26 protein-coding genes are annotated in these 24,502 nt (G+C 49.6%); 19 read left to right on the forward strand and 7 right to left on the reverse strand.

The features are described 5' to 3' along the window. Positions 1-206 precede the first annotated feature (206 nt). Both NSU18_RS24770 and NSU18_RS24775 read left to right on the forward strand, forming a co-directional pair. Positions 207-1,246 (forward strand): IS630 family transposase gene (locus tag NSU18_RS24770; protein WP_341149910.1). Its coding sequence is split into 2 segments (ribosomal slippage): positions 207-704 and positions 707-1,246, totalling 1,038 coding nucleotides; the frame shifts between segments, so codons are not numbered across the junction. Positions 1,247-1,295: 49 nt separating this feature from the next. Continuing rightward, a complete protein-coding gene (locus tag NSU18_RS24775) occupies positions 1,296-2,201 on the forward strand; it encodes a hypothetical protein (protein WP_341016720.1) in 906 nt (301 codons plus the stop codon). Positions 2,202-2,452: 251 nt separating this feature from the next. Here the strand turns inward: NSU18_RS24775 and NSU18_RS24780 are convergent, their stop codons facing one another. Continuing rightward, a complete protein-coding gene (locus NSU18_RS24780; RefSeq protein ID WP_341148585.1) occupies positions 2,453-2,662 on the reverse strand; it encodes a helix-turn-helix domain-containing protein in 210 nt (69 codons plus the stop codon). Between the two features lie 157 nt (positions 2,663-2,819). Here NSU18_RS24780 and NSU18_RS24785 point away from each other — a divergent pair, with 157 nt between their 5' ends. From NSU18_RS24785 to NSU18_RS24850, 14 genes are all read left to right on the forward strand, one after another. Next, positions 2,820-3,617 (forward strand): recombinase family protein, encoded by a 798-nt coding sequence (locus NSU18_RS24785; protein WP_341150297.1) that lies wholly within the window; start codon positions 2,820-2,822, stop codon positions 3,615-3,617. Continuing rightward, positions 3,614-3,871: a hypothetical protein gene (locus NSU18_RS24790; RefSeq protein ID WP_341148583.1), complete on the forward strand. Its 258-nt coding sequence runs from the start codon at positions 3,614-3,616 to the stop codon at positions 3,869-3,871. Before NSU18_RS24785 ends, NSU18_RS24790 begins: the two co-directional genes overlap by 4 nt. A 218-nt stretch (positions 3,872-4,089) precedes the next feature. Beyond that, positions 4,090-5,325, forward strand: a complete 1,236-nt coding sequence (locus tag NSU18_RS24795; RefSeq protein ID WP_341150298.1) for an IS110 family transposase — start codon at positions 4,090-4,092, stop codon at positions 5,323-5,325. A 103-nt stretch (positions 5,326-5,428) separates the two neighbouring features. Continuing rightward, complete coding sequence (locus NSU18_RS24800; protein WP_341150299.1) at positions 5,429-6,088, forward strand: hypothetical protein; 660 nt, start codon at positions 5,429-5,431, stop codon at positions 6,086-6,088. 22 nt (positions 6,089-6,110) lie between these two features. Further along, a complete protein-coding gene (locus tag NSU18_RS24805) occupies positions 6,111-6,464 on the forward strand; it encodes a hypothetical protein (RefSeq protein WP_341016725.1) in 354 nt (117 codons plus the stop codon). A 94-nt stretch (positions 6,465-6,558) separates the two neighbouring features. Continuing rightward, complete coding sequence (locus NSU18_RS24810; RefSeq protein WP_341016726.1) at positions 6,559-6,942, forward strand: hypothetical protein; 384 nt, start codon at positions 6,559-6,561, stop codon at positions 6,940-6,942. 89 nt (positions 6,943-7,031) lie between these two features. Beyond that, a complete protein-coding gene (locus NSU18_RS24815) occupies positions 7,032-7,280 on the forward strand; it encodes a hypothetical protein (protein ID WP_341016728.1) in 249 nt (82 codons plus the stop codon). Continuing rightward, positions 7,280-7,837: a hypothetical protein gene (locus tag NSU18_RS24820; RefSeq protein WP_341016730.1), complete on the forward strand. Its 558-nt coding sequence runs from the start codon at positions 7,280-7,282 to the stop codon at positions 7,835-7,837. The genes NSU18_RS24815 and NSU18_RS24820 overlap by 1 nt, the downstream gene beginning before the upstream one ends. 807 nt (positions 7,838-8,644) lie before the next feature. Next, a complete protein-coding gene (locus NSU18_RS24825) occupies positions 8,645-10,192 on the forward strand; it encodes a response regulator transcription factor (RefSeq protein ID WP_341150300.1) in 1,548 nt (515 codons plus the stop codon). Positions 10,193-10,278: 86 nt separating this feature from the next. Continuing rightward, positions 10,279-12,102 (forward strand): sensor histidine kinase, encoded by a 1,824-nt coding sequence (locus NSU18_RS24830; RefSeq protein WP_341150301.1) that lies wholly within the window; start codon positions 10,279-10,281, stop codon positions 12,100-12,102. A gap of 3 nt (positions 12,103-12,105) precedes the next feature. After that, positions 12,106-13,653, forward strand: a complete 1,548-nt coding sequence (locus NSU18_RS24835) for a response regulator transcription factor (protein ID WP_341016734.1) — start codon at positions 12,106-12,108, stop codon at positions 13,651-13,653. 443 nt (positions 13,654-14,096) lie between these two features. Next, positions 14,097-14,858, forward strand: a complete 762-nt coding sequence (locus NSU18_RS24840) for a methionine ABC transporter ATP-binding protein (protein ID WP_341151097.1) — start codon at positions 14,097-14,099, stop codon at positions 14,856-14,858. Then, entirely contained in the window at positions 14,851-15,513 is a 663-nt protein-coding gene (locus tag NSU18_RS24845; RefSeq protein WP_209994116.1) for a methionine ABC transporter permease, read from the forward strand. The genes NSU18_RS24840 and NSU18_RS24845 overlap by 8 nt, the downstream gene beginning before the upstream one ends. 52 nt (positions 15,514-15,565) lie before the next feature. After that, a complete protein-coding gene (locus NSU18_RS24850) occupies positions 15,566-16,393 on the forward strand; it encodes a MetQ/NlpA family ABC transporter substrate-binding protein (RefSeq protein ID WP_445321873.1) in 828 nt (275 codons plus the stop codon). A gap of 89 nt (positions 16,394-16,482) precedes the next feature. Here the strand turns inward: NSU18_RS24850 and NSU18_RS24855 are convergent, their stop codons facing one another. The 6 genes from NSU18_RS24855 to NSU18_RS24880 all read right to left on the reverse strand — a co-directional run bounded on the left by NSU18_RS24855 (position 16,483) and on the right by NSU18_RS24880 (position 21,997). After that, on the reverse strand, positions 16,483-17,409 hold the full coding sequence (locus tag NSU18_RS24855) for a metallophosphoesterase family protein (RefSeq protein ID WP_341016736.1): 927 nt from the start codon (positions 17,407-17,409) through the stop codon (positions 16,483-16,485). A 39-nt stretch (positions 17,410-17,448) separates the two neighbouring features. Next, on the reverse strand, positions 17,449-17,790 hold the full coding sequence (locus NSU18_RS24860; protein WP_339220248.1) for a DMT family transporter: 342 nt from the start codon (positions 17,788-17,790) through the stop codon (positions 17,449-17,451). Next, entirely contained in the window at positions 17,787-18,734 is a 948-nt protein-coding gene (locus NSU18_RS24865; RefSeq protein ID WP_341150302.1) for an HAD family hydrolase, read from the reverse strand. Before NSU18_RS24865 ends, NSU18_RS24860 begins: the two co-directional genes overlap by 4 nt. Before the next feature lie 118 nt (positions 18,735-18,852). Then, on the reverse strand, positions 18,853-20,202 hold the full coding sequence (locus NSU18_RS24870; RefSeq protein ID WP_341016739.1) for an ABC transporter substrate-binding protein: 1,350 nt from the start codon (positions 20,200-20,202) through the stop codon (positions 18,853-18,855). Positions 20,203-20,236: 34 nt separating this feature from the next. Next, a complete protein-coding gene (locus tag NSU18_RS24875; protein WP_341016740.1) occupies positions 20,237-21,079 on the reverse strand; it encodes a carbohydrate ABC transporter permease in 843 nt (280 codons plus the stop codon). Positions 21,080-21,115: 36 nt separating this feature from the next. Then, entirely contained in the window at positions 21,116-21,997 is an 882-nt protein-coding gene (locus NSU18_RS24880) for a carbohydrate ABC transporter permease (RefSeq protein WP_341016741.1), read from the reverse strand. Positions 21,998-22,220: 223 nt separating this feature from the next. On the opposite strand from NSU18_RS24880, the gene NSU18_RS24885 reads away from it, so the two are divergent. The 3 genes from NSU18_RS24885 to NSU18_RS24895 all read left to right on the forward strand — a co-directional run bounded on the left by NSU18_RS24885 (position 22,221) and on the right by NSU18_RS24895 (position 24,384). Further along, positions 22,221-22,808 carry a GbsR/MarR family transcriptional regulator gene (locus tag NSU18_RS24885; RefSeq protein ID WP_341150303.1) on the forward strand — a complete coding sequence of 196 codons (588 nt, stop codon included), beginning with the start codon at positions 22,221-22,223 and terminating at the stop codon, positions 22,806-22,808. Positions 22,809-22,955: 147 nt separating this feature from the next. Beyond that, positions 22,956-23,408, forward strand: coding sequence for an Lrp/AsnC family transcriptional regulator (locus NSU18_RS24890; protein ID WP_341150304.1), 453 nt, complete (start codon positions 22,956-22,958; stop codon positions 23,406-23,408). Positions 23,409-23,412: 4 nt separating this feature from the next. Continuing rightward, the gene (locus NSU18_RS24895) at positions 23,413-24,384 is read left to right on the forward strand and encodes an EamA family transporter (RefSeq protein WP_341150305.1); all 972 of its coding nucleotides are present in this window, start codon (positions 23,413-23,415) and stop codon (positions 24,382-24,384) included. The last annotated feature ends 118 nt before the right edge of the window (positions 24,385-24,502 follow it).

Consider the following 24,502-nt stretch of genomic DNA (forward strand, 5'->3'; position numbering starts at 1 on the left):
TGAACACGATGAAAAAGATAGACACGAGTTGAACAATTGCCGGACTCCAGCCGTGTGTTCTCATTCTTATAACATCTCCAATCACATCCAATATTTTAGACTACTATATAAGTTGAATCAAAGTTTTTAGCAAACCTCGGCAAGGAAAAACGAACCATTTGTCGAATAAGAAACAGATCTATAAAAACGGACAAGTGGGGAACGTCATGGATAAGCATACCGAACTGGAAAAACTAACAGAGGCTATGAAGCAAGCTAAAGAGCGACGCATGTATGAGCGTTACCAAGCGATCTATTTGCATTTGAAGGGCACATCCATGACGGCGATCGCTGGCATTCTAAATCGAAACCGAATGACGGTGAGCAGCTACATCCACACATACGAAAACGGTGGATTGGCAGCCTTGCAACTGAAGTACTCATCAGGTGCACCTACTCGGCTGACGAAGGAACAGCAGGATCAGTTGAAACAGACGATCGCCTATTCGGTTCCGCATGAGGTTGGCTTTGCGGCTAAACACAACTGGACGCTTGAGCTCATTGCCGCTTATGTGGAACGAGAATGGAGTCACCGCTATTCGCTCCGAGGGATCTCCAAGGTCATGGAACGATTAGGGCTCAGCTACACGAAACCAACCTACACGCTTGCGGCAGCAGATCCAGAAAAGCAACGCCAGTTTGCTGAAACGACCTTTCCTGACTTGAAAAAAAGGTACTGAACGATGAAATCGATCACTTGCTATTTGAAGATGAATCAATGATCCGGGATTATCAAGCGATTCAGAAAACCTGGTTTCTTCGCGGAAAACAGCGAATCATTCCAACCACAGGTAAGCATCGCGGAGTCAAGCTACTCGCCACGGTTGACTATGTGACGGGACAAATCGTTTGGCAAGAAGACGAACACTATACCGCTGAAACGTTTCTTACCTTTCTCCAGAAAATCCTCTTGGCTTATCCAACGGGAAAACTGGTTCTCGTGTTAGATAATGCTCGAATTCATCATGCTAAGCTGCTTCAACCGTTTCTGAAAGAACAAAACAAACGGCTAACGCTTGTGTTTCTGCCACCCTACAGCCCGCAGTTCAATATTGTAGAAGGTCTCTGGAAATGGCTCAAATCCAGTGTAATCAATAACGTCTTCTATTCCAGCGTTTCCGAAATCCGTCTGCGCGTCGGGCAGTTTATGGATGAAATTATGGAAAACCCAGGTGCAATCATTGACCGCCTATGCGTTCGACTTTGATTGCTAGATTCTTTCGTTCAATTTATATAGAAGTGAAAGAAGGTTTCATATGTTTGACACTATCATACTGAAAGCAAAACCTATTCCTATTGATCCAGCTATATTGAATCAACATAGCTCTAATTTAACTACATTCTATAGCAAAGAAACAGGTGCATTGAACACAAGCTATACGTTTAAAGGTGAAAAGTTGCCATACATGAAGTATATCGAGGGTAGCCAAACACTCACGGTACAAGTATCCATGCCGAAGTTTCTATATGGAGACAACGTTACGATGCTCACAGAAGCAGATATCCCCTTGTTCTTTGAACAATTGCAAGACAGGCTGCTCCAGCTCTTTGATGTGTATCTTCCACACTCTGAATGGATAATAAGCCGATGTGATGTCTGTTGCAATTTTCAAGTAGGTAAGAAGGTCAGTGAATATGTACGGATGCTAAGTAGGCAGCAGCTTGCTTACAAGAATACAATAGCGTACAACCAAGAACAGACCGTTGAATACCGGAACAAGAGCAGCAGAATTATGTTTTATGATAAGCATAAGCAGACTCGAAAGGAAGAAGAATCAAACGAGATTATTGAACGTTCTAAAGGTATCCTTCGACTAGAAGTCCGACCTAATGACAATGATCTGAGAAGATTCTCGCCAACGAAAAAGGCAGTAGAATTACTCCAAAAACTATTCTTTGACTACACGATGGAGAGGACACTTGTACAGATTGAGTATCCAGAGGAAGTCAGCGATATGGATTTGTCTTGGCTAATGGAGAACAGAGAGAACATATCCAAGATCGAAACTGTTCTTGGTTTCCAACTACTGCAAAGCATGTTTGATGAATCCGTATTAAGGCAGCTTTATACATCATCTACGTATGCCAATCGCAAAAACTTGGCAAAAAAAATAGCAATCCCCCAAGGGAACTGCCTAGATCGTCTTGCTATAAATAGCTAGAAGACACATCCTCACCGACGGACACGTTATTTTGCCGATAACGATAAAAAGTCCAACATGCTGGATGAAATAAAAATAACATAGTCTCTATTGTACTTGAAAATAAAGAGATTTCAACCCCTACCTTCCGGAAAATGTTCACCATTACGATAGGAAAACACCCGGGGGTGGTTTACATCAAAAAGCATGATTCTTATTGAGGAATAGGGCGTAGCACATCCAGCGTCCGACCCGACTTGTATTTAGAAACCTTAAGCTTCAGCATCTTCAACAATCAGTTCATGGATGGAGATGTCTAGGGCTTCACATATCGCTTCCAGCGTTCGGATATAGACTCTGTCTACTGAATCGGAACAGAGATGATTGATCGTACTTGGACGTAGGTTCATTTGTCGGGCAAGTTGTCTTTGTGACATTCCACGCTGATCTAATATATCTTTTAATCGAATCTTTATCTTCATGTCTTCCTCCATCATTCCAGCAGCTAAATATAGAAAGATTATATCATGAAGTTGTCTGGAAAATCATTGAATGTAACTCTTAAAGGTTATATAATCATAATGTGGAACTGTTAAGAGTTACACTGATTACAATTTCCGTAACGATGTAGGATTATACATGAATGTCATAGGCTATGCACGGGTCAGTACGCAAGGTCAGGTGAAGGATGGCTACAGCTTGTCCTACCAGCAAGACGAGATTCGGTCGTACTGTGAGCAGCAGAGATGGCACCTGGTTCAGGTTTTTACAGACGAGGGCATCAGTGGGGCGAAAGTGGACGAGGAAGCCTTAGAAGTCGAACGAGAGGGCTTCCAAGACATGCTGACCTATATATCGGGTCACAAGGTGGATTACGTTGTTGTTCTGAACACAAGCAGATTATGGAGAAGTGATATTGTCAAAGTCCTTGTCCATCGGGAGCTGAAAAAGCGCAATATCGACATTCGGAGTATTGAACAACCAACCTATAGTATTTTTAAGAAAGATCCATCTGACTTCTTGATTAACGGTTTGATGGAATTGCTGGATGCTTATCAGCGGCTAGAGATTGCTATAAAGCTGGGACGTGGACGTAATAAAAAGGCTTCCGAAGGCAAGTTTGCAGGTGGAGGTATTCCTTTTGGTTACAAAGGGAAGCGGGGATCAAAGCAAATGTTCATTGACGAACAGAAGGCATCCACGGTTCAGCGGCTATTTGAATTGAAAGATAAACATCCTGAATGGTCATTGTCGGCTTTAGCTGAGAAGTTAAATGAAGAAGGATTCACAACAGAACAAGGGAAGAGGTTTACCAAAGTACAGGTCAAACGAATTCTAGATCGTAAAGCATTTTACCAAGGAACGTATCGTTATGGGCAGATCAAAGCAGACGGTAAACATCAAGCGATCTTACAGTCTGGGGGAATGTGCTTGTGACGATATTACAAGACAATTATGAGTTGCTGGTGGAGCAAGAAAATCAGCTTCTAACAAGTCTCCGAACCACTGCCGCTTACGAAAATGCCATTTTTCAAATTACACATGAACAAGCTGCGGAAATTGACTTACCGACAGCGGAGAGAATTATAGATAAGATTCACGAATACACAGAAGAACTGCGGCTAGACCTGCTTTATGTACGTCTGGAGAAGTCACATGTTGCTGGGATGTTAAAACTTACAGCTTTCTAAGCATTATCGAAAACAAGAGATTGCTAACGTATCTTTGCGGCATCGACCGCTCGAACTGAGGATGCAAACTTGTTTATCCCTAATGTTTTCGCCACTCGTTTGAGTGGTTACTAATGGGCTGGATACATACAGATCAAGCGATAAGGACAGCAAAGATTCTTGAATGTAACGAATCGAATCCATTAATAACCATTCAAATACAGAGGGAGCAAAAGAAAATGATTGAACAGCAGAATCTAATCTATGTAGGAGTTGACCTGCATAAACAACATCATACAGCCGTCATTATTGACTGCTGGAGCAAGAAACTAGGGGAACTAAAATTCGATAACAAGCCGTCTGCCTTTCCCTTGCTGCTTAAAGAATTAAAAAAGTACATCAAGAAGGGCTTGTCCGTTGTCTATGGACTGGAGGATGTTGGAGGTTACGGCAGAGGGCTTGCCGTGTATCTGAAAGACAATCGTTGCTGGGTGAAGGAAGTGAATGCAAAACTCGCTAACGCCAGACGAAAGAGCCATGTGACTGTTCAGAAGTCGGATAGCTGGGATGCGGAATGTGTTGCCAAGGTGCTCAGAGACGAGTTGGAGCGTCTGCCGGATGCCCAGCCCGTTGATCTGTTCTGGGCAATTAGCCAGCTTGTGACACAGCGCAAATGGTTGTCTAAGATTTTAACGGAAGCGGTAAAAAAGATGCATCAGCAGATTAGCTATTCCTATCCCAGTTACAAAAAGTTCTTCTCTGAAGTAGAGGGGAAAACGGCGCTTGCCTTCTGGGAAACCTACCCTTCACCCTATACTTTGAAGGACATGTCTGAGGAAGCCCTTGCTGCCTTCTTGCGAAAGCACAGCAACAATGGATTGTCTCATAAGAAGGCTAATCAAATTCTTACTCTGATCGACGCAGATGGAGAAACGTATCGGGATTTTCAGGATTCAAGAGATTCAGTTGTGGTGAGTCAGGTGGAATCCACTCGGTTTTTCCAAGAACAATTGGTCAGTATCGAGGGTAAGATTGAGCATTTGATGCAGCAGCTTGGTTTCCAGCTTGAATCCATGACAGGGATCAATGTGGTGACAGCAGCACAGCTTGTGGCAGAGATTGGCGATATTCACCGGTTCTCTTCCTCCGATAAACTTGCCCGATTCGCTGGCATTGCACCAGTCATCGTAGGTTCAGGTAATAAGTTTCGAAATTGTAAGAGTAAGCAGGGCAATCGGGTATTACATGAGATTATTAAGAGCCTTGCGATTCGTCAGATTGGTGTCACCCGTACCAAGAGGGAGCCAAAGAATGCCTATTTTCATGCTTATTATGAGCGAAAGATAGCAGAGGGGAAGACGAAACAGCAAGCGATTGTGTGCTTAATGAGGAAGCTGGTAAATATCATCTACGTCATGATGAAGAAAAAGTCAGCCTACGTGATGCCTAATACACCTGTACAACAGGCGGGATGATAAAATGGGTGGTAGCTGGGATTTCATTCTCAGTTGCCACCATCTTTATTCAAAGTGCCGCTTTATAAACTAGGATACGTATGAGGGGCAGATTACAAATCCGTTGAGTTTGAATTTGTATACGTATGTAGTAAATAATCCATTGATTTATAGTGATCCAACTGGTCATATAATGACAAGAGGCGCTGACAGCATTGGTTCAGATGGTGGTTCAAGTGGCGATGGTTTGGAATTTAAGCATTTTTCAGATATGAATCAGTTTGAATTAACGCAAATTATGGGTGACGGAAGATACTCTATGGATGTAAGAGGAGCAGCCGCATCAGAGTTTGTAAAAAGAAACTTTTTACTTGTGGAGAATGGTGCTATCAAAGTAGCGTCTAATGTAAAAGCATTAATAAGCAGTGCAAAAAAAGCTTTGAAAGTTGAGCGAGTAGTTAATGATTTGGGCAAGTCTGAAAAATTTGCTTTAGGACTTAGGGATTATCTAGACGATTTTGCAGCTGGTCAAGGAGCGAAGACTTGGAAACACTTCGACCAGGATTGGAAAGTAACTGTATTAGAACGACTGAATAATGCAAATGTGAAGATAGAATTTAATCTTACAGGCATAGATAGTCCATGGGCTTCTGTATCAAGGGCAGCTAGAGGGGCGGGGGGAGCAACTGATTGGGAGTTACTTCAAATTAAGTCAAATCCTCAAGTATGGGGAAGAATTACGTGGTATGAGAATGGGAAAAAAGTTCCTAATCCATTTGAGTAATATATGGGAGGCAGACGAAAACATGTTCAAAACATTTGATAGCAGTAGAGTCTTTAAACTTTGGTATTATCACATTAGTCATGGAGAATTACTAGTAAGAAGCATTAAAAGCGCTGATAACGCTAAGAATATTGACATTATTTTTACTGATGTTACTTATGTAGAATTACCATATATCCTTAAAAATTTAAAAATTGAAGAAGCAACGAATGAGGATCTTCTTTATATCAAAGGGAAAATTGATAAGGGTGTGAGACTTGAAAATATCATAGTTCTATCATCAAATGACAAGCGTTATTTTGTAGTAGCATTTAAAATTAAGGTTGTTGAAAATGAATTAGATATGTTTGAACTGCCTTTTAGTAAACTATACTAAAGAGCTGAAGTAATTCTAAAAAAGATCTTGAGGAGATCATTCTTCAAGGTCTTTTTTACCTTTCCCTCTGCAGGGGAAAATAAAGTTTCAGTAGTTGATTGACAATCCTCTGACGCAGAATTTGTATACTTACGTGCATAATAATCCGTTGATTTATATTGATCCAACGGGACATGCAGCTAAAGCATATGATTTTGGGGGAGGTGGAGGCGGATTAATGGATGGTGCCGCCCCAAAACCTAGCTGGTATAAAGCACTAGATAATGCTACAAACCGTGCTGCAAACGTAGTGGATAACAAAGTGGGGGATTTCTGTAATTGGTTTGGATGTAATTCTTTTATTGATGGACTAGTTGGATTGGGACCAGAGCTTGCTTGGGCTCTTGAAATTAGAGCAGCCTCTGGTGCTAGTAAATCGGTTAGCACAGGAGCTTATTTCTCGGAGTATGTAGGAAAAGCGGGAGCATTTGGTAAATAGAAGGAAATTCAATCATAGTTTCACAAAAGGGATTAAATATAGTTAAAACACATCTTGCTAACTTTGACGATTTTGATGGGAATAAAATGATGTTACAAAGATTAGAAAAGGCTCTAGCAAACGGAGATAAATTAACCGGTGCAGATGCTAGCTTTTACTTACATGGGGTTGCTGAATCGACAATGATGGCAGCAGGAATGGATTATAAAGCTGCTCATGAGGCTGCTTTTGCAAAGTATAATGTATCAGAGTTTACTGTCTACCATCCTGAAGTAGTAGAAGCATTATCACAGTGGTTTAACAGTAGTTGGAAAGAATTTTGGGGGTTGAATAAATAATGCAAATTAAATTGGATGATTTAGGTAAATGTAGAAGTGGAAGAGTTTGGGTGGATGAGTTTCCAATTGCCCCGTATCCATCAAGAGAAAAAAAGATGGAAGTCTTTGCTTCAAACACATTAGGTGTAGCTCCATGTTCAATTACTGCTGAACTTATCATAGCCGCTCGAATGGTAAGTAACTATGGATTTGTTGGACTTTCCTATTATCCATCAGTTCAAGATAATTTAGAGGTGGAAGTTGAAATAGGTTATGAAAAAGGTGACATTATTCATGAAGTAATTGCCATGCAACCCGAAGTGGTAAGACTTGGGATACCCGAAGAATATGTAGATGCTATGTTAAGAGAAATAAGAGATTTATCTGAAGATATGACTACTGAGGTACCATCTGGCAAGATATATATATGCATAGGGGCTCATGGATCTGTAGGTTCAAGTTCAGTGAGCTTTAGAAAAGCCATACAAGTTCTTATTAAGCTTTTAACACTAAAAGATCGGAATGTATCTATTATGAAAGAAACGATTGTTAATGTTTTAGATAGCGAAAAAGGATAAATAAAGGATAGAAGTCCGCGGAAACAGACGTCCAAAAGCTGCTCACTCAGGCGGAGGCAGTCTAACTGACTTTAATGAGTGATAACTTAGACAAACGCTTTGAATCTATGTTTACTTAGAAATTCACTGTTTATTAACCTGAAAAATGTATTTTTTTTGGAATGATGATACTAACGGAACAATTCCCGATAAAGTTGAAATTTGGACCAATGAAGGAATTTGCTAATATCCTAAAGGAGAGAGGTCTATGGCGAGGTTACAATGTAAATGTGCGAATTGTGAAAGAATTTATGTATTTGATGGAGATACAGTAATAAAAAGATTCGTGGTAGAAACTGAATAATGGGTTTGGTACCGTATGAATCGATCTATAGTGCTGCCTAATCAATATCCAGTGCACGATAAATCTAATTGCTGAAAAGAACAGGGAAGACCACAACCTTACGATAATGGCTGCGGTCTTCCCTGTTTTTAATGAGTAAGTGTAGATAAGAAGAACTGAAGAAATAAACAAAAAGCAAAAAGAAGCGGAGGGGAAATTTGGAGCTGTAGGAGCGGTAGCGACCGCCTGAAAGCTTTTCGAAGGAAAGCTCGCATCGTAAGCATAGGCTGTATTTGGATTTCTACCAAGAGGAGCGTTCCCCATAAGGAAATCCAATTACGGCAGCGGCCGGAAGTCCAAATGTTCACCGCAGGGACGGCCACGCTCTGAGTTTTAAGTTAACATTCACAACCTTAAACTTGTATGTTAGCATTACTTGTAATTCTATTACTTACCAAATTTAGATGATTGAGGTGGGTGAGCTCATGCTAAAAGTCATGATTGTAGACGATGAACCTTGGGTTCTGGAAGGACTCAGGACGATGGTGGACTGGGAGAAATCCGGATTCGAGGTATGTGCCGAAGCGCTTAGTGCCGGTGATGCGCTGCGGCTGATCCGGGAGCACAGGCCGGATCTGCTGCTGACGGATATCAATCTTCCGGTGATGAGCGGCCTGGAGCTGATTGGGGCGGTGAAGGAGACGGTGGACCCGCCGCCCCGGTTCGTGATCCTGAGCGGGTATGACGATTTCAACTATGCCCGGATCGCGCTGCGTCATAAAGTGGACGGCTATCTGCTGAAGCCGGTGGATGATGAGGAGATTGAGGAACTGCTGGGGAAGATCCGTACTATTATCCAAAATGAAACCGCTTCCAGATTAGAGGGGCAGAAGAAGCGCAACATCCTGGTACATAATCTGATCAGCCGATGTGTCCAGGGGGATTGGAGTGAGGAACTGGAACATGCCGCCTCCGGTCTGCTGGGGCTTCAGCCTGATACAGAGCTGCAATGCATTCTTGCTGCTGCCATTTCAGGTTCAGGCACAGTGAGCTTGAACGAAGGGGATACCGAAGGCTTCCCGGAGCACCTGGGCTATGTGTTCCACGACCCGTCCGGAAGGGCCGGACTCCTGGTTCGCTCAGCCGGACTGTCCCCGGAAGCGCTGGAGGCGGCCGCCTCCCAGGTACAGAAGGTGCAGTCAGAGAAGCTGGGGGTGCCGGTGGCTGTAATGATCAGCGGACGGGGAAGCGGCCTGCGCTCCATCCCGGAGCTGTACACCCAAACGCTTGAGGTCTGGGGGCTTAAATACCGGAAGGAGCGGGGCGGGATTTTCTACTACAATGATCTGCGTACGGCCCGCTTGTCTCCCGAATTTACAGACGGATACTTTACGCGTGTGCTGAATGAGGTGAAGGAAGGCGTGGCGGAGAGAATCCGGGCCGCTGCCAGGGAAGCCTTCTCAGCTATGACTGCCAAGAGGGTGAGCATTGAAGCTGCACAGGCCGAGGTAGCCCATCTGGAGATGACCTTATGCCGGAGCATTACCGAGATGCAGGGAGATCCCGACCAGATCATGTGTGCGATGCATAAGGAGTATGGCAACCTGGGCGGACTCTCGGATTATTACAAGCTCAGTCTGTATGTGGACCGGCTCTGCCTGGAGACAGCGGCGTACCTCATCGAGCTACGGGCTAATAACGAGGGGAACACGATCTACAACGTGATTCAATACGTCGATCTGGAATTCCGCAGCAAGCTGCAGCTCCAGGATCTCGCCCGGCAGTTTCATATGAATTCGGCTTATCTGGGCCAGCTGTTTCGCAAGGAGACGGGGCGCAGCTTCAGCGATTATCTGAATGAGAAGCGGATCGAAGCAGCCAAGAGCCTGCTCAAGCGCACACAGCTCAAGATATCGGATATCGCGGTGCAGGTAGGCTTTGCCAATACGGATTATTTCATCGACAAGTTCAAGAATAAGGTGGGTTCATCACCTTCGGTGTACAAGAATGCCCATAAGAATAAATCTAGTTAACCCCGCAAATCGAGGCTTTGGCTTCGAAGGTTACTCAGAACCTTTGCGGAGACCCCGAAATTACAAGAAAGCCGGGTGTGTGTGGGATGACGACAAAACGGATTAAATTCGGCACCATCGTCAATGATATTCCGCTAAGCTACAAGTTCTATCTTATCTACATTGTGGGTGTGCTCCTGCCGATCATGGTGCTGAATCTGGTATTTCTGGAGCGGATTACAGATCTCATCAAATCGCGGGAACAGCAGAATCTGGAGATTTCCATGGAACGGGCGCGGAAGGACATTCATGATTTTATTGAAGGGGGGGTCTCTGTCGGCTACACGCTGGCTGCGGATAAGAACCTGTACGAGATGCTGGACCGCACTTATACGGATTCTATCGAGTTCTACAGCATGTTCAACGAACAGCTCAGAGACCGGTTGAACAGCTATATGCCTGTCAATAATCAGCTGGAACGAATCAGTATTTACACGAATAACCAGACAGTTGTATCCGGGGGCAATTACCAGGTGACGAACAATAAAGTATGGTACAGTGACTGGTACCGGCAGGCGAAGAAGGCCACCACCCAAATATATGTTGCGGCTTACCGGACAACGGAGGAGCAAAATCTGGTCTCGTCCATCCCTACGCTCAGCATTATCAAGACCATGGACAATTACCCTAATCTGAACAATTATGAGAAGGTGCTGCGGATTGATCTGGACATCAGTGAGATCTATGACATTATCGTCCGTGAACGGGATTACCTGAACCTATATCTGATTAATGGGGAGAACAAGATTGTGATGTCAGCGGACAGCGGTTATCAGCACGTTACGGATAATCCCTATCCGGTATTTGATCAGTGGGGCGACAGCCAGGACGAGAGCGAGGGGGTGCGGGTGATGGCTGTAGGGGCGGCGAATTATCTCAAAGGCTGGCGGATTATCGGAATTACGCAGGGGGAGCGGATCTCCCAGGCGGTTCTCGATATCCGGCTGTACGCAGCGGGGCTGGCGACCACGCTTACTCTGTTGACCAGCATATTCATCTACATCATGTTGCGCTCCTATAATTACCGGGTGAAACGCCTGGCCCGGCATATGCAGAAGGTGACGAACGAGAAATTTGAGCTGATTGCTATCGATGAGGGCCGGGATGAGATCGGCAGGCTAATCCACAATTTTAACCGGATGACCTCCAGAATTCACTCCCTGATCAATGACGTGTACAAGCTTGAGATCCAGAGCAAGAACCTGGAGATGGAGCGCGTCAGGGCGGAGCTGAATTTCCTGCAAAGCCAGATGAACCCCCACTTCCTGTTCAACACGCTGAATGCGATTCTGGTGGTCTGTACCAAGAACAACTATAACGATGTCACCGATATTGTGAAAAGCTTGTCGAAGCTACTGCGCAGACTGCTAAGCTGGAAGGAGGATCTGGTGCCGGTGCGCGAGGAGATTGCATTTATCGACATGTATCTGAGGATTGAGAAATTCAGGTTCAGGGATAAATTCGATTATACCTTTGAGATCGATGAGCAGTCCCTGGATTATAAAATACCGAAGCTGAGCATGCAGCCGCTGGTCGAGAATTCCTGCAAGCACGGCCTGCAGACGATTGAGGGGCTGGGGGTAATCAAGGTGGCTGCGGCCGTGCTGGAAAACAGGCTGCAGATTACAGTTTCTGACAATGGTAAGGGCATGGAGCCGGAGAAGCTGAAGGAGCTGATGTTCGCGGTGCGTAAGGAGGATTACTCGGGCACCCACATCGGGATTCGCAATGTATACCGCAGGCTGGAGCTGAATTACGCAGATCAGGTGCGCTTCGAGATATCCAGCACGCCGGATCAGGGAACCGTAGTGACTATTGGCATTCCCCTGAAGCTGCTTGAACAGAATTATTCCCCGGAAAGAGAGGTATAGACGATGAAATATAAAGTGCTGCTAATCGATGATGAGCCTAGCGCTCTGGAAGGTATGGAGATGTGGATCGATTGGCAGGAGCTGGGCTTCGAGCTGTGCGGAACCTGCGGCAACGGCCGGGAAGGGCTGCAGATGATGAAGCAGCTTCAGCCGGATCTGGTCATTACCGATATCCATATGCCGCTGATGAATGGTCTGGAGATGATCGGGGAGTGGCGGCAGGAGGGGAAGGATTCGACGAAGTTCGTCATTCTGAGCGGCTATAGTGAGTTCGAATATGCCCGCACGGCTATCAGCTACGGAATTAATCACTATCTGCTGAAGCCGGTCTTCCCGGAGGAGGCTACGGAGGAGCTGCGGGAGATCCGCCTGGAGCTGGAACAGGAGACGAACCGGAGAAGAATCCATGAGACAGCTTCCGGGGAAGAGGCGGCAACCTTAATCAAAGGGCTGTTATATGGTAAAAAGGGAGAACCCGAGCTTATGGAATGGCTGGAGACTCTGCCCGGCTCGAAGGGAATCCTTTCCTGGAATGTTTGCCTGATCCATACGGTCCCGGAGCTGTACACAGAGGTGAGGAGCCGCACAGTCTCTCTGCTGGCCGGATATAAAGCATTGATAACGATTGATCTGGAGGCGGGATTGCTCGGGATCGTGCACGGGATGACAGCAGGCAGCGGGGACGCTGGCGGCATAGCTGAAGTGCTGGACATCCTGCTGCGCGAGTACGGTGGAGGGAATGTCCATATTGCGCTGGGAACCCCGGAGGACTCCTTGTTCTCCATAGAGGGTAGTTATGGCCGGGCCAAAGAGACTCTGCTGCATTTCTTTTACGAGCCGGAGCAGGCTGGGGTGCTGGCTTACAGTGGGGTGCAGGGCAAGCCCTTCAGTTATCACTATGACCATATCGGGCTGACGGATGCTTTACTGAGTAGCGTGAATCTTCTGGACGCGGACGGCTACCGCGAGGCATTGGAGGCGGCGGCCCGCAGCTTCCGGGAACAGCAGGTGGCGCCGGAGGTGGTGCGCAAATTCGGCATCCACCTCATGTACAGGATCTTCGAACTCGCACCCGGGGCAGAAGCCGCAAGCGAAGAGGGCGGGATGGCCTCGGGTGTTGAGGTATCAGAGATTCAGCAGGCGATGACCCCGCTGAGCGGGCTGCTCAGCCGCTTATTGTCCTACGGCGGAAAGGCCATAGATCTGCTGGTGCGTGAACAGAACTATAAATCGCATGGGATTGTCCGGGAGATCAATCAATACATCGGAGAGCATTATCAGGAGAGCCTGAGCATTCAGAAGTTGGCCGAGATTTTCTTCCTGCATCCGGTATACCTGGGGCAGCTATTGATTAAGAAGAACGGGATGACCTTCAATGAGCAGCTGCATCATCTGCGGATTCAAGCGGCCGCAGAGCTCCTGCGCGGGAGCAGGCTGAAGCTATCGGAAATTGCTGAACGTGTCGGTTATGCCAATTACGGACAGTTTCTGAAACGGTTCGAGAAGGAGCTGCATGTGGGACCGAATGAGTACCGGAATGCCAAATTCTAAAATTCTCGGGGACGCTTTAGTGCGGTAGTATTTAGGCGGACGTTTACCTCTATAATTTAATTGTGTAAGTGCATACAAAATAAAGACAGCACACTATGTAGGTGCTTTATGGGGGGGCTAAGGAGACAACAGCAATGGATTCAAATTCAGCTAACAATGGAGGAAAGAATGAACCGTTCAAGCTTAGCGCATTTATCGGTATGTCCGGGCAACGGCCGACACCGGATAACTAGATCTGAATAATCCCATAGAGCCACGAGCATCCTTATAATGCTCTGCTCTTCCAAGGAGTTAGCAATCATTTTGAAAAAAAATGATGACACAGCAGAAGAAATACCTTATTATTTAAAGAGATTTTTAATGAAACAGATTTTAAATAATTATAGTACAATAAGTCCTGAGGTTTAGGGAGCATGTCCAGGCAGTCTGTAGGGGGGCTTTATATTCTTTCGCTGAGTCAGGTTAGCAAGAGCTTCACTCTGAAGGACGGCCCTTATACGGCTGTCGATCAGGTATCGCTTGAAGTACAGGCGGGTGCCATTCATGGTATTATTGGCGCCAGCGGCGCGGGCAAATCTACGCTCCTGCGGCTGATTAATCTGCTGGAGCGGCCGGATGAAGGAACGGTTATAGTTGACGGGCAGCGGCTTACGGAGCTGCCGGACAAGGAGCTGCGCCGGCAGCGGCAGAGAATCGGGATGATCTTTCAGCATTTCAATCTGATCGGCAATGCCACTGTCAGCCGGAATGTGGCGATTTCTCTTGAGCTAGCTGGAGTACCGCGTGCAGGGCGGATGAAGCGGGTGGAGGAATGTCTGCATTTCGTAGGCCTGGCGGACAAAGCCGGGCAATATCCGGCCCAGCTCAGCGGCGGACAGCGCCAGCGGGTAGCAATTGCCCGCGCACTGGCGAACAATCCGAAGCTGCTGCTGTGCGATGAGCCTACATCTGCGCTTGATCCGGGCACCACGGCGGATATTCTGGAGGTGCTGCGCCATATCAATGCTTCTCTGGGCGTAACGATTGTGATCGTTACCCATGAACTGGATGTCGTGCGGAGCATCTGTTCCGAGGTATCTGTCATGGAGGGCGGACGGATCGTAGATTCCTTCTCCCGCGGGGAGGGCGGCTTCCTCCCGCCGGGAACGCATTCAGGCTCCTTCCGGGAGCGGATCACGGGCAGAACGGGGGCCACCCATGTTTGAGAGCATGCTGAAATACCAGGATCAGATGTGGCAGTCTATCGGAGAGACCTTTGTTATGGTCGGTATTTCCATAGGTGCTGCACTGCTGCTGGGCCTTCCGCTGGGGACGCTGCTGTATTTTTGCCGCAAAGGCCAATTATATGAGAATAGAGGACTGTCTCTAGTGCTGAACAGCATCGTCAATGTCGTCCGTTCCTTTCCGTTCCTGCTGCTGGTGGTGGCGCTGATTCCGTTCACCCGTCTGGTTGTGGGTACGGCGATCGGTACACTGGCGGCCACGGTGCCGCTATCCATCGTTGCAATTGCGTATTACTCGCGGCTGGTGGAGCAGTCACTACTGGAGGTTCCGCGGGGAACGATTGAGGCGGCATTGTCGATGGGGGCCTCGAAGCCGGGAATGATTTTCAAGTTTCTATATGTAGAGGCCCGTTCAGGGCTGGTGCTGGGACTTACTGCATCTACGATCAGCTTCATTTCTTTTTCAACCGTAATGGGGGTTGTCGGCGGCGGCGGCGTGGGCGATTTCGCCATCCGTTACGGGTATCAGCGCTTCGAGACAGAAGTGATGATCTACGCCATTCTCGTGATGATTGTACTGGTGCAGCTGATTCAATTCACGGGAAGCACGATAGCCAGACTGCTCGACAAACGCTAGAATACTATACAATAATGGGGGCTTAAGAGAGATCATGAAAAGAACAGGAAGAATGACCACCACGTTTGCACTGGTACTGCTTGTATTGACGCTTGCGCTGGCAGGCTGCGGCAACAACAAAGAAGCTGAAGAGACACCGGCAGCTACCAGCACCGGGCCTGTGAAGATCAAGGTAGCCTCGCTGATTCCGCCAATGACGGATATCCTCGATATTGTGAAGCCTATTCTGAAGGAAGAAGGCGTAGACATGGAGGTTGTTGTGCTGTCTGATAACGTGCAGCCGAACGAAGCGCTGGCGAACAAAGAGGTGGATGCGAACTTCTTCCAGCATGTCCCTTACATGGAGCAGTTCAATGCCAGCAAAGGTGCAAAGCTGGTGCCCGTTCAGCCTGTGTATGATGCCATCTACGGCGGGTACTCCAAGCGCTTCAAGAACATTGCCGATCTGCCGGAGGGAGCAACGCTCGTGATGGCGAATGATCCGTCCAACATTGGACGCTCCCTGCAAATGTTCGCAGATGCCGGATTGATTACGCTGAAGGATGGCATAGGGATTCAGGCTACGCAAGCCGATATTACCGCCAATCCGAAGAACTATAAGTTCGAGGAGGTCGATCTGCTGATGCTGGCCCGGATGCTGGATGATGCGGATCTGGTAGCGATGACGCCAGCCTACGCGAGCCCGCTGGGTCTGACTCCGAAGAAGGATGCGCTGATCACCGAGCGTGAAGATTCAGCCTTCACCATTACCCTCGTTGCCCGTGAGGACAACAAGGATTCCGAGGCCATCCAGAAGCTGGCGAAGGCGATCAGCGGCCCGGAAGTGAAGAAGTTCCTGGAGGATAATTACGCGGACATCGCGTTGCCTGCTTTTAAATAGTTGATAAACGAAAAAGCTGTCCCAAAAGCCATCAAATGGCTGATTGGGGCAGCTTTTTATTGTGAGTAGAACATCAATGATTCCCTAACTTACAGTAGAGCGCTAACAGGATACGATACCTCATATTGCGCAGCTTCAATCCAGGTCCCCGTTGTAAAATCCCGTCCCCGCACAAGCACTTTATCAGCATAGACTTCTATATAATAGCCTTGGCTGCCGTTCTTGTGTTCATCCGCATCCGTCCAGAGGTAGGCTACCGAAGCAGCGTTGAACATCGTAGCCGTCTGTCCGTTGCCGGGAACCATCGTGTTGCTGACCTCCAGCTCCCAGTGGGTATGCCCGGTGAACAGCAGGGTCTGAGGGTGCTGCAACAGAATAGTGCGCAGCTCCTGATCCTGAGTTACCCCGTACCATTCCTGAGATTCCAGAGAACCGGCTACCGTATCCTTCAACGGCTGGTGCAGGAAGAGGAATACGGGCTGATCCGGCAGGTGAGCCTGTTCCGGGTGCGGCTGCATTTGCCCGTCAGGCTCCGGTTTGTCCGGTGCACATTCCCCAAGCTTGCGGTCCAGCCACTGCAGCTGTTCAGCGGATAGATTGCAGAACGTCTGCAGCCCTTCCTCAGTTCCCAGGAAGATGAAATGATACCCGCCGATCCAGTGATCATGATAAGGACCTGGCATCCCCATGCGGGAAGTATACATCGCAAGGCGGGATTCCCAATGTCCGAGGCCGACGTCATGGTTGCCCAGGGTGTAACGAATCTGCGGCAGTGAGGCCTGATGCTGTTCAAGAATACGCTGGACTTCCTCATACTCCTCCGGGAAGCCATTGTTCGTAATATCTCCAATGTGCATGATCCCGCTGCTGCCTTGGGCATGTCCCGCTATGTCCTCAAGTGCCCGTCCGAAGTTCTGATTGTACTCATGCTCGGGATTGGACGTGACATGGGTGTCAGTAATAATCTGGAACGTCAACAGCGGTTCAGTCACGCCGGGTGTGGCGGATGTATTCATAGGCAAGTGAAGCCTCCTTGAAATATTTTATTAGTCAGATTAATGCCCCTTGGCACTAATGTTCAAGCCAACAATCCCGGCTACAATTACAGTCACCCACAGGAGGGAGGAACCCGTCAGCCGCTCTTCGAAAAACAAAGCCCCCGCCAGAGAAATCAGGAGGATACCCGCCCCGGACCATACGGCATAAGCGACTCCAACCTTGATGGAGGTGAGTGCGACACTCAGCGAGGTGAAGCTGATTCCGTAGAATACGAACATCAGCACCGAGGGCCAGGGCCGGGTGAGGCCATGAGACAGCTTCATGGAGACCGTACCGGACAGCTCGAAGACAATAGCCAAGGCAAGAAATACCCAGGCCAAAGCCCCTTCGGCCTTCATCGTGCTATCCTTCGTACGCCAAGCTCAGCATAAGAGGACACGACACAATCTGCATCCGGCAAAAGAACCCCGTCAGCCTGCATGTCTGCCGTCAGCCCGCTTCGGCCCACATCAGCCGCTCCGTGCGCATCACCCGACCCGCTTGCGGCAGATGCCGCCGCAGTAACCCGGCTTGCCGCCTGCCCGTTCCTGCCCGCATTTGCGGCCAGTCCTTCCGCCGCAGCTGAAGCCGCCAGCCCGGCGGTGACTCCGCCGGCAATCCCAATGGCTACGGCAGCGCCCGCAGCCGCAGCCATCCGCATATCTCCGTTCGTATCGCCGATCACGGCGGCTTCAGCCGGAGATACCCCCAGCCGCCCGCAGGCAAGCAGCGCCATGTCGGGGAAGGGCTTGCCCCGCTCCACCTGATCGGTGCCGATCACGGCTGTGAAATACTGGCGGATGCCCAGCCAGCGCAGATGACTCTCGGCTGCCGCAGTTTCATCGGCAGTCACTACGGCCATAGGTATGCCCTGGGAAGCGCATGCGTCCAGAAAGGGCACCAGCCCGGGGAGCGGGCGGACCGGACGGCTCTGCTCCAGCATCGCATCCGCTGCATTCCGGCAGGCGTCCACCAGTTCAACCGCTTCGGCCCAGGATAGGCCAAGAGTATAGCCCTGCCAGGATAGTATGGCATACAGATCGCTCATTGTGCCCATGGCGAGCGGGCCGTTACGGTCGTAATCGGTGATTCTCCCTGCGGCATCATGAACCGTTCCCAGCAGAGAGGACCGGTGCAGCTCAGGAAAGCTCAGGCCGCGCTGTTCAAGCCTCCGGGCGAACTGGTCCAGGAAGCACTCGCCCCAGCTTCCCCAGAGGGATAGGAACTGCAGCAATGTTCCATCCTTGTCGAACAGGATGGCCGATACGGGATAGTTTCCTTGCGGAGTATTAAGCTCAATCATGCAGCGTCCCCCTTTTATTAGTAGAACAGTAGTGAAGCTTCCCTGTTCAGATACAGACCACCGCCTTAATCAGACGGCGGTCTATCTGTCCTGCATATCTGCATACCGGCATAACGTTCTATTTCAGCTTATCCAGTGCCGCCTGAGCTGTCTGCTGCGCTTCCTTCAGCGCCTCGGCTGCCGGAATATTTTCAATCTGCACCTTGTCCGCAGCGATCTTAAGCGCATCGTTAATCTTGCCGCCGGTCGGGTCCTGGAACGGAGCGGAAGCATGAGCCGCCTGCTGCAAAGGAATCTTGATCTGCGGGTTGCTCTCACTGAAGGCAACGAAGGCCGGATCTTGCAGGGCGGACTGGCGTACGCTAATATATCCGGTGTTTATGGACCAGAAAGCCGTATTCTCGGAGCTTGTGAAGTAGGTCAGCCATTTCATCGCTGCCTGCTTCTCGGCGTCTCCGGCTTGGGCAGGAATACCGGCCATACTCGCCCCGGCGACAGGTTTGCCTTCGCCGGCTCCGGCCCAGCCCGGTTGCTCCATAGCGGAGACGACGCTGAAATCGAGGTCGCCCTGGTCGCCGCTGGAGCCGGTGTATCCGGCCGCCTGGCCTTTCATCACATCATCAATCGTCTTGTACCAGTACTCCCAGCCTTGTCCGCCGGAATGGATACGCATGGTCTTATCCTCATGAATGGCTTTGCGGAAGAACTCCCAGGTGTCGATCCACTCCGGGGAATCAATCGTGACCTTGGTGCCGTCCTCACTAAGAATACTGCCCCCTTTGCTGAGAGCGGCATCAATCATATTGCCGGAGCCCCACATCGGTTCCCAGCCGTAGAAGGTGGTTTTGCCGCCTTCGGAGACGGTCATCTTTTTCGCGGCCGCAGCGAGGTCTTCCCAGGTCTTAATCTGGCTGGCGTCTATGCCGCTTTTCGCAAAAGCATCCTTACGGTAGTACATCACCTGGGTCGATCCATACATCGGGAGGAAATACTGCTTGCCGTCCACCTGGCCCTGGTTCAGGAAGGTCTGGACGAAATCCTCTTTATTGAAGTCCGGCTGCCCGGCAATCAGCTCATCCATCGGGGCGTAATAACCCTTGCGCGCCCAAGCGATATTGGAGGAGAGAACCACCGCCGGGACCTGCCCGGCAGCAATCGCGGCCTGAAGCTTCTGTTCGGTCTCTGTATAATCCCCCTGCACGATCCCCTTGACAACAACCTCCTGCTGGGAGGCGTTGAATTTCTGAATTAGCGATTCCATGTTTTCACCCAGCTTGCCGCCGAGCCCATACCAGAATTCAATCGTGACTGGTGCGCCTCCTGCCGGAGCAGCATTGGCAACAGGGACTTCGGAGGCTGCTCCGCCTGCTGTGGCTGCATTGCCGGGAGCGGCATTTCCGCCGCAAGCAGTGAGTACGGAGAGTCCGGCGATCAGGGATACTGCAGACACTTTTTTGAAAACGTTCATCATCATTCTCCTCTTGGGTATGGAAGTTTGGGTGTTAGCCTTTGCTTGAGCCTGCGGTCATGTTGACACTTTGCATTATCGTTTTCTGCGCCAGCAGGAAGACTAGCAGCAGCGGGGCAATTGTGAAGGCGCTGGCGGCCATGATGAGCGGCCATTTCAGTCCGTAAGCACCTCCTTCCACGAAGAAGCTGCGCAGACCGGCCGAGACCAGCTGCAGGCTGGGGTCCTTCGTAATGAGCATCGGCCAGAAGTAATTGTTGTATTGGTCAATGAAGGTGATCAGCGCCAGCACGGCGAATGAGGATCTTGTGACCGGTACAAGGATCGTCCAGAGAATCCGCATATGCGAAGCACCGTCTACTTCACCGGCCTCCACCAGCTCATGCGAGACTTGAAGGAAGGCCTGCCTGATCAGGAAGATCGAGAAGATGCTCACACAGTTGGAGAGAATCAGGCCCGCATAGGAGTTCAGCAAGTGCAGCTCAGAGAGGACCAGATAGCCGGGCAGGTAGACTGCCGTTGCAGGAACCATATAACCGAACAGAATCACTCCGGCAAAAACGCCCTTCAGGCGGAATTTCATATGCGTCAGCGCATAAGCCATCATCCCGGAATTGATCGATTGCAGGAGGACAATGGAGACAGCGACGAAGATACTGTTACCCATATATCTGGCGAACGGCGCCTCGTTCCAGGCAGCGGCGAAGTTGCCCCACAGCGGCACCTCAGGCCAGAGGGTGGGCGGGGAACGCCAGATTTCATCATTGGTCTTGAGGGCACTCGTAACCATCCAATAGAACGGGAAGGCCATCAGAAGAGCAAGCGCGGCGAAAAAAATCTGATGGACCAGCCCGCTGATACGTGAGAATATAGGCAAGCGGTGAGACCTCCTTAGGAGTGGATGAGATAGCTTCTATTGATAATGAGTGGTCCGTTTGCTGATCCCGAAAGAGAGGACCGACAGCAGCATGCAGATCAAGACCAGAACGACAGCTACGGAAGAAGCCTCTCCAATCTGGAACGATTCGAAGGCAGACTGATAATATAGATAGAGCAGAGTACGGGTGGAGCCGGACGGGCCGCCCTGGGTCAGCACATTAATCTGGTCATAGGCCTGAAGTGCCGAGACTAGCTGTACCACGAATAAGAAAAGAGTGGTCGGTGAGATCAGCGGCCATGTAATCCGCAGGAACTTCTGCACCGGGCTTGCCCCGTCCAATTCCCCGGCTTCCAGCAGATCGGAAGGCACATTGCGCAGGGCCACCAGATAAAAGATCATTGCCCAGCCTACCGACTTCCAGATCGTGACCAGCAGGACACCGGTTAATGCCCATTTGGGGTCCTGCAGCCAGCCGATGGAGTCCAGGCCGAAGAAGTTAAGCACCGCATTCGCAAGTCCCGCTTCAGGCTGATAGATCCAGGACCAAACGATAGACACAGCGACGGTTGGCGTCACCCAAGGCGAGAACAGCAGCACTTGATATAGTGCCGATCCTTTTAGCTTTTTGTTCATTATTAGGGCCAGCCCCAATCCGAGCAGGATCACCGGCAGCACACTGCCGAGGCAGAAGAGTACGGTCACCCTAAGCGCTTTGTAAAAAGCCGGGTTGCTGAGCAGATCGGTATAATTCTCCCAGCCGACAAAGGTTTTCTCCGGGCTCATGAAATCCCATTCCGTGAAGCTGAGATACAGCACATACAGCAGTGGCGCAAGCCAGAACACGGCGAACGGGATCATGGCCGGCAGAGTGAACAGCACGGGCCTGAGGCCGCTGATTAACTTTGAACGTGTCATTTTCGTCCATATTCTCCATTTCATCCATATTGGTTGATGCGGTATAATGCAAAGGACAGCTCCTCTGTTCAAAAAAAATTGTACACTCATGAGCCAGCCTTGTGGTCAAGCGGGGGTAAAACCCGGTCGGATTTTGTGTAAAATTTGTAGGATGATTGCCGTATAGCTGCGGTATTGTGTAGTGTAGAGAGAACGATTCTATGTGAAAATGAGGTGCCACCTGATGAAGCAGGCCGCATTCGGCGAGGAACATACGCACCGTTCGCCCCGGGAGCAGCTGCTCGGCCCGGTGATCGATGCCATAGCCCAGACCATGGATTTATATGGAGCGAATTATTCCTTCGGACAGCTGTACGGGGTGATGTTCTTCGAGGACAAGCCGATGACGCTGGAGGAAATGAAGCAGGTCATGAATATGAGTAAAAGCAACATGAGCTACGGAGTCCGCTCCCTGATCGCCTCCCGGATGGTTACGAAGCTACCGGAGAAGCGTGAGCGGAAGGAGCTGTATGCAGCGGAGACAGACTTCTTCGAGGCCTTCCGGAACTTCTTCACCCTGAAGCTTCAGCGGGAGATCGATGTGATGCAGGAAGCGATGGCAGCCGGGGTCCCGGGCCTCAAGGCACTGGCCCATGCAGCAGACACACCCGAAGAGGAGCGACAAGCCTGCCTCAGAGATCTGGAGAAGCTGGAGCATGCGGCCGAGTACTATGCCTGGCTGCAGCGGTTCGTGTCGGGGCTTGCGGAGGGGAGCATTTTTGGCGGCGGACTGCCGGGAGGGGAATCGCCGCCTGCACCTACGAATCGTTAGGCTCGATACTAATTTGCGTCCAGAAAATAACGAATATCCTGTACATTTCTTTTTTTGAATTACGAATCGTTTGAATTAGTGAATAGATGCTAACGATTAGTTATTTTCAGAAGGAATCATGCTATAATTTGCCCAGGAGGCGGTCTTATGGATGAACTGGATGTCAAAATTCTGAAGCTGCTGGAAACGAATGGGAGACTGTCGCACGAAGAGATCGGCAAGCTGATGCATATCTCCCGGCCATCAGTGCATCAAAGGGTCGGTAAGCTGGAGAAGAACGGCGTGATCAAAGGGTACAGGGGAATTGTAGACTGGGGGAAGCTTGATCAGAAGATCAAGGTTTTGGTATCCGTGAAGGTTGTCAGCCAGAGCTTCCAGGAAGCCGCCGGTAAGATCATCAGCATTGAAATTCCGGGAGTAAGCATTATAGAATGCCAGCGGATGGCGGGAGAATGGTGCATGCTGCTAAAAGTGAGGGTGACCTCACCGGAGGTGCTTACGCTGCTGCTCGATGAGATTCTTCGCATCCCTGATGCTAAGGAAACCTCGACGACATTTATTTTGTCTACTATATATGAGGATGGGATGAAAGGGGTCTAGCGATATGAACCGGAAGGCGAAAGTGAACTCCCTGTACATAGTTGCCATTGCTTTATTGTCCGTGTATTTATTCTGGGGAGGCACCTATGTCGGCATGAAGATTGCCATCGAGACGATGCCGCCTTTTCTGATGGCGGGGGTCCGCTTTTTCACGGCAGGTGTGGTCCTTTATATCATAGCCAGATTAAGCGGAGCGAAGCGTCCGGTAAAGCGTGAATGGCGCGCCTCAACAATTGTTGGTGCCTTGCTGCTGCTTGGGGGCAACGGGGTTGTAGCCTGGGCAGAGCAAAGGGTCGCTTCCTCCATCGCTTCGCTCATTGTGGCGGCAGTGCCTGTCTGGATGATGCTGATGGGCTGGCTTGGACGCGGCGGCAAACGGCCGAATACCGGAGTCATTGCAGGAATCGCACTTGGACTGCTCGGCATCGCTGTATTGGTCTTCCAACCGGGGAAGGGGGAGACGGGGAGCGCTACTGATCTGTTCGGAATTATTACCGTGCTGGCAGCTTCTATAAGCTGGGCAGTGGGGTCGATGTACTCCCGAAACGCGACCATGCCGGGCTCACCCTTGATGGCGACAGCGGCGCAGATGCTGACAGGAGGCGCGCTGCTGGTGATATTCTCTTATTTTACCGGCGATTGGTCCACACTTCATATCTCCGGCATTTCTATGCGATCTTACCTGGCTCTGGCCTATCTGATCACCTTCGGCTCCATTGTCGGCTATACAGCCTATATCTGGCTGCTTAAGAATGCTGACGCTACCCTCGTCTCCACATATGCCTTCGTTAATCCGGTAGTCGCTGTGCTGCTTGGCTGGGCGCTGGTAGGCGAAAAGCTTACCCTGAACACCCTGATCGCTGCCGTGATCATTATCGGGGCCGTGGTTTTGGTGACTCTTTTCCGAAGTAAGCCACAGCCGGCGGCAACTCAAGCAGCGCTTGATATACAACCGCAGCAGCGGCCGCTACATTAAAAGTAAGGGCGTATCAACAGCCGGTACTCTAACAGAGCATCCGGCTTTTTGGTATGCTTTTATCCCATGTGTATAGAGCTTTTCGGCCGACAGGCATCGCCCAGACGCCCAAGTCCTG

The organism is Paenibacillus sp. FSL H8-0048 (genome assembly GCF_038002825.1).
GTDB lineage: Bacteria > Bacillota > Bacilli > Paenibacillales > Paenibacillaceae > Paenibacillus_AQ.